A 5,363-nucleotide genomic window follows, 5' to 3' on the forward strand; every position below is an offset into this window, starting at 1 on the left:
CATCGAGGGCGTCCAGTTCCACCCGGAGTCGGTGCTCACCGAGGGGGGCCACCTGATGCTGGCGAACTGGCTGGCCAGTTGCGGTCACCCCGAGGTATTTCGCTGGCGTGGACATGGCGGGTCAGCGGCGGCATCTGGCGTTGATGTTGACGGTGGTGCTGGGTGGCCCGAACGAGTACACGGGGCGCGGGTTGGACGAGGCGCACCAGCCGTTGAACATCACGGTGGGCCACTACGCGAAGGTGGGCGAGTACCTGACGGTGACGCTGACCGAGCTCGGAGTGCCGGCGGACGTCATCGCCGATGTGCAGACGGTGCTGGGGCAGGTGCAGGGCCAGGTGGTGGCTGCCGGGAACAGGTCGGGCGTCTGAGCGTGGACGCCGCTCGCCTCAAGCAGAGCTGGTCGGTGGTCGCCGGTCACGGCGACCAGGTGCCGCTCTACTTCTACTCGACGTTGTTCCTCGCCCATCCCGAGACGCGGCAGATGTTCCCCACGAACATGGCTGGTCAGCGCGACCGCCTCGTGACCGCGTTGGGTCACATCGTGTCCAACGTGGACCAGGTGGATCGGCTGGTGGGTTTCCTGCAGGATCTCGGCGCGGATCACCGCAAGTTCGCGGTCCGCGCGGAGCACTATCCGGCGGTCGGTGAGGCGCTGGTGGCGACGTTGCAGCATTTCCTCGCCGAGCAGTGGACCGACGAGTTGGCTGCGGACTGGACGGCGGCGTACGGGTTGGTCGCCCAGGTGATGGTGGAGGCCGCGCAGGCCGCTGAGGCGGTCAATCCGCCGTGGTGGGTGGCGGAGATCGTGGCGCATGAGCGGCGGGCGTTCGACGTGGCGGTGTTGACGGTGCGTCCGCAGTATCTGTTGCCGTTCACGCCTGGTCAGTCGATCGGGGTGTCGCACCCTTCGGTGCGGTCGTGGCGGTACTACTCGCCGGCGAACGCGCCGCGGGCGGACGGCACGTTGGAGTTGCATGTGCGGGCCGCGCCGGGTGGTGCGGTGTCGTCGCGGCTGGTGTACGGGTCGGCGGTGGGGGATCGGGTCCACCTGGCGGCGCCGGTGGGGGACCGGCTGGGGTTGTGGGCGGCGGGCTCCAGTGACCTGTTGCTGTTGGTGTCGGGTACCGGCTGGGCGCCGATGAAGGCGTTGGTGGAGCAGGTGGCCGCGGAGGGTTCCCGCCGGCGGGTGGACCTGTATGTGGGGGCCCGGTCCCGTAGCGAGTTCTACGACAGCGATGCGATCGACAAGTTGGCGTCGTCGTATCCGTGGTTGACGGTGACGTACGTGGTCGGTGCCGACGTGCACCGGCCGGGGGAGTTCGTGCAGGCGGTGGACCGGGCGTTGGCCGACGGTGACTGGCGGTCCCGGCACGTGTTCGTGTGTGGGTCGGACGAGATGGTGTCGCACGCGGTGCGGACGTTGGTGCAGGCGGGCTACCACGCGGGTCAGGTGCACCACGAGGGCCTGGGCGCGCAGTGGTACGGCCCGGCGTGGCGCACGGCGGTGCAGCAGTCGGCTGCGGGTGGCACTTCGGGAGGTGGGCACAGGTGAGTGCGACGCCGATCAGTCGGTATGACGGGGTGCAGGTGTCCGGCGGTGTGCAGGTGCGGATGACCGCCGATCGGGTTCGGCGGTGGGAGTTCGGTGCGGCGTCGTTCGCTCGGCGTGGTTACGACAACGCTGATGTGGACCGGTTCCGGGTGCAGGTCGCTGACGAGTTGGACCTGTTGGCGACGCAGATCGCGACGTTGCGGGCGGAGAACGAGCGGCTGACCGACCGGGTGGAGTTGCACCGGCACGGGGTGATCCCGAGTACGGGGGCGGCGGCGAAGGTCCCGGCGGCGCGTGAGGTGAATCTGCTGTCGGCGGCGCAGCGGGAGGCCGAGCAGATCATCGCGCAGGCGCATGACTACGCGCGTCGGGTCGCCGAGTACGCCCGGGTGCAGTACGAGAGTTACCTGCACGCGGCGGAGGCGGAGGCGAAGCAGGAGGCGGAGCGGGCGGTGGCGGAGTACCGCAGCGCGGCGGGGTCGAGCTTCGACGACACGGTAGCGACCCGGGAGGCGTTGCGGATCTTCGGCGAGATGATGGTGTCGCACATGCAGGCGGCGGCGCGGCATCTCGACGACGGCAGTGAGCAGTTGGCGCGCACGATGGATCGGATCGCGGCGGAGACGCCGGGGGCGCCGTTCGTGGGTGGCGTGGTGGGTCAGTCGGCGTTGCCACGGCACCAGCAGCGCTGAGTCGCCGGGTGGGGTGCGCTGACGTGGACCCCACCCGGTGCGCTGGCGGCGGTGGCATAGTCGGAAAGGTCAGGCGGGGTTGACCGGTGGCCCGCCCCGGGGAGAGGTGCCGTCGTGTCGGTATCACCGTCTCCATCCGGCGGATCGGCGGACCCGCTGGCCGCGTTGGAGGCGTCGGCGTGGGCGCTGGCGGCCGCTGTCGGCACCATGAGTGACGCAGTGTCGGCCCCGCTCGCCGAGGTCCTCGCGGCGTCGCCGCACCGCAGCGCGGTACTGGAGGCCGCCGGTCTGCTGTCCTGGGACGGCGGGACGCCGGTCGCGCACCCGTCGCTGGTGCCTGCCGACGGGCCGACCGGGCGCAGTGCGGTGCAGGCGCGGTTGAGTTCGCTGCGGCAGGCGGTCGCCGCGGCGGCGCAGGAGCCTTCCGGCGGGGGTGGCGCGGGCTGGGCGCAGGTCGACGACGAGGTGTTGCTGCATCAGGGTCGGGCGTCGGCGGCGACCGGCCGGGCGTTGGCGACCCGGGTGGTGCCCGAGTTGGCGGGGCTGGCGGAGCGCTTGGACTCGGCGGATGCCCGGGTGCTGGACGTGGGCACCGGCGTGGCGGCGTTGGCCGTCGCCCTGGCCCGCGCGTTGCCCCGGGTGTCGGTGGTGGGCATCGACGTGCTGCAGCGGGCGTTGGACCTGGCCCGCGGGGAGTTGACCGAGGCGCGCGACGTCGCGGACCGGATCAGTGTGCGCCGGCAGGACGTCGCGGACGTGGCCGAGCCGGATGGGTACGACCTGGTGTGGGTGCCGGCGCCGTTTCTTCCCCACCAGACGTTGGCGCTCGCGTTGCCCCGGTTGGTGCAGGCGCTGCGACCCGGTGGCTGGCTGGTGGCCGGCACCAATCCGCCGGCCGGGGACCCGTTGCGGGCGGCCGTCGACCGGTGGAACGCCGTCCGCAACGGCGGCAACGCCTTCGACGCCGACCGGATGGCGGAGGTGCTGGCGGGGGCCGGGTTGGGTGACGTTCGGCGTTTTCCGACCGTCCCCGGTGGGCCGGTGTTGGTCGCCGCGCACCGCCCGGGCGGCTGAGGGCCGCACCTGGTGTGCGGGTGTCAGCCCCTGCGGCGCGACGGGTCGGTCAGCTGGCGGCGGCGCGGACGGCCTCGACGATCGGGGTGGGTCCGTCGACGAGTTCCAGTGTCGCGCCGGTGGTGCCCGGTTCGTTGAGCAGCGCGGCGAGGACGTGGGCGACGTCGGTGCGGCTGATGGCGCCACTACCGGCGTGTGGGGTGAGGGTGACCCGCCCGGTGGGTGGGTCGTCGGTGAGCCGGCCGGGTCGCAGCACCGTCCAGGCCAGGTCGCGGCGGCGCAGGTCGTCCTCGGCGGCGCGTTTGGCGCGCAGGTACGCCGCCCACACGTCGTCGGTGCCGGGGGCGGGTGGTGTGTCCACGCCCATGGAGGAGACGAGCAGGTAGCGGTGGACGCCGGCGTGGGTGGCGGCGTCGGCGAGCAGCGCGGCGGCGGCCCGGTCGACGGTGTCCTTGCGGGCGGCGCCGCTGCCGGGGCCCGCGCCGGCGGCGAAGACCACCGCGTCGGCGCCGTGCAGGTGCTCGACCACCTGTTCGGGCGGTGTGTGTTCCAGGTCGCAGACGACGGGGGTGGCGCCGGCGGCGCGCAGCGTCGCGGTCTGCTCGGGGTTGCGGATGAGGCCGACGGCGGTGTCGCCCCGCTCGACGAGGTGGCGTTGCAACAGTAGGGCGATCCTGCCGTGGCCTCCGGCGATGACGACGCGCATGCGCCCAACCTACCGGCGCCGGGGGTGTGGGCGGCGTCATCGGCTTGACCTTGACCTTCGGGCAACCCTGAGCCTGGTGGGTGCCGGTCGCCGTGACCGGCGCGAGGAGGATGTCGACGTGGGGCTGATGACCATCGGGGCGTTCGCCCGGGCGGCGAGGCTGACGCCGAAGGCGTTGCGCCTGTACGACCAGGGTGGGCTGCTGGTGCCGGCCGCTGTCGATCCGGAGTCCGGTTACCGGCTCTACGACCCGGCTCAGCTGCCGGTGGCGCGGCTGGTCGCCCAGTTGCGTCGGCTCGGTATGCCGCTGGCGACGATCCGGGTCGTGTGTGACCTGGAGCCGGCAGCGGCGGCTGAGGCGGTCACCGCGTACTGGCGGCAGGTCAGCGCCGACACCGCGGCCCGCGCCCGGCTCGCCACCCTCCTCGTGGACCACCTGTCTGAAGGGGGTACCACCATGTCTGACCCGGATCCCACAGTTGTCGTTCGCTCTGCCGCCGGTTGTGACACCGGGCTGGTGCGCGACAGCAACGAGGACACCGCGTACGCGAGCGAGCGGCTGCTCGCCGTGGCCGACGGGATGCGGGGGCCCGGCGGCGCGGCCGCCAGCGCCGCCGCCGTCGACGCCTTGAAGCCGTTGGCCCTGACCGACGTGCCGGGCGCGGACCTGCTGACGATGCTGGGTGGCGCGGTGAGCGCCGCCGACAGTGCCGTGCACGGGTTGGCCACCGACACCGACCAGCCCGTCACGACGCTGACCGCGCTGCTGCTCAGCGGTTCCCGGCTGGCGCTGGTGCACGTCGGTGACACCCGGGCCTACCTGCTGCGTGGCGGTGAGTTGTCGTTGCTCACGCAGGATCACACCTGGGTGCAGACCCAGGTCGATCAGGGTCGGCTCGATCGGGACCAGGCCGCGACGCATCCGCAGCGCGCGGTGCTGGTGCGTGCCCTCGGTGGCGGCCGGCAGGTCGAGGCGGATCTGGCGCTGCGTACCGCGGTGCCGGGTGACCGGTACCTGTTGTGCTCCGACGGGTTGTCCGCGGTCGTCGACCGGGCCGTGTTGGGGTCGGCGTTGGCCGCGACGGACGATCCCGAGGACACGGTGCGGGCGCTGATCGATCTGGCGCGGGCCGAGGGGGCGCCGGACAACATCGCCTGCGTCGTCGCCGACGTCGTCGCCGCATAGCCGGCGTCGCCGACGTCCTAGTTTGACAGCCGTCCTGGCCGCATGGCCGTCGTCCGCGCCGGGTGGGCGCACCCCGACCCGGAGCGCCGATGGATCGCCTCGGTCACCGCAGGTGTCGGGCTGGCCGTGCTCGGACTGGGTGCCGGCGTG

Annotated in this window: 5 protein-coding genes and 1 pseudogene; 5 read left to right on the plus strand and 1 reads right to left on the minus strand. The window is 72.6% G+C overall.

The window, feature by feature from the left end; all coding sequences use genetic code 11:
- Positions 1-101: 101 nt before the first annotated feature.
- The 4 genes and pseudogenes from ABZ749_RS28555 to ABZ749_RS28570 form a co-directional block, all read left to right on the plus strand.
- Positions 102-371: pseudogene (locus ABZ749_RS28555) on the plus strand (group 1 truncated hemoglobin); the annotation flags it as partial.
- Positions 372-373: 2 nt separating this feature from the next.
- Positions 374-1,555, plus strand: coding sequence for a globin domain-containing protein (locus tag ABZ749_RS28560; protein WP_357206471.1), 1,182 nt, complete (start codon positions 374-376; stop codon positions 1,553-1,555).
- Positions 1,552-2,247, plus strand: a complete 696-nt coding sequence (locus tag ABZ749_RS28565) for a cell division protein DivIVA (protein WP_112587029.1) — start codon at positions 1,552-1,554, stop codon at positions 2,245-2,247. The genes ABZ749_RS28560 and ABZ749_RS28565 overlap by 4 nt, the downstream gene beginning before the upstream one ends.
- A gap of 114 nt (positions 2,248-2,361) precedes the next feature.
- On the plus strand, positions 2,362-3,321 hold the full coding sequence (locus ABZ749_RS28570; protein WP_357233220.1) for a class I SAM-dependent methyltransferase: 960 nt from the start codon (positions 2,362-2,364) through the stop codon (positions 3,319-3,321).
- Positions 3,322-3,370: 49 nt separating this feature from the next.
- Here ABZ749_RS28570 and ABZ749_RS28575 read toward each other — a convergent pair whose 3' ends face one another.
- Entirely contained in the window at positions 3,371-4,027 is a 657-nt protein-coding gene (locus tag ABZ749_RS28575) for an NAD(P)H-binding protein (RefSeq protein ID WP_357233222.1), read from the minus strand.
- A 118-nt stretch (positions 4,028-4,145) separates the two neighbouring features.
- Between ABZ749_RS28575 and ABZ749_RS28580 the strand changes: the two genes are divergently transcribed.
- Positions 4,146-5,213 (plus strand): MerR family transcriptional regulator, encoded by a 1,068-nt coding sequence (locus ABZ749_RS28580; RefSeq protein WP_357233225.1) that lies wholly within the window; start codon positions 4,146-4,148, stop codon positions 5,211-5,213.
- Positions 5,214-5,363: the final 150 nt, after the last annotated feature.

The organism is Micromonospora sp. NPDC047753 (genome assembly GCF_040642735.1).
Classification (GTDB): Bacteria; Actinomycetota; Actinomycetes; order Mycobacteriales; family Micromonosporaceae; genus Micromonospora.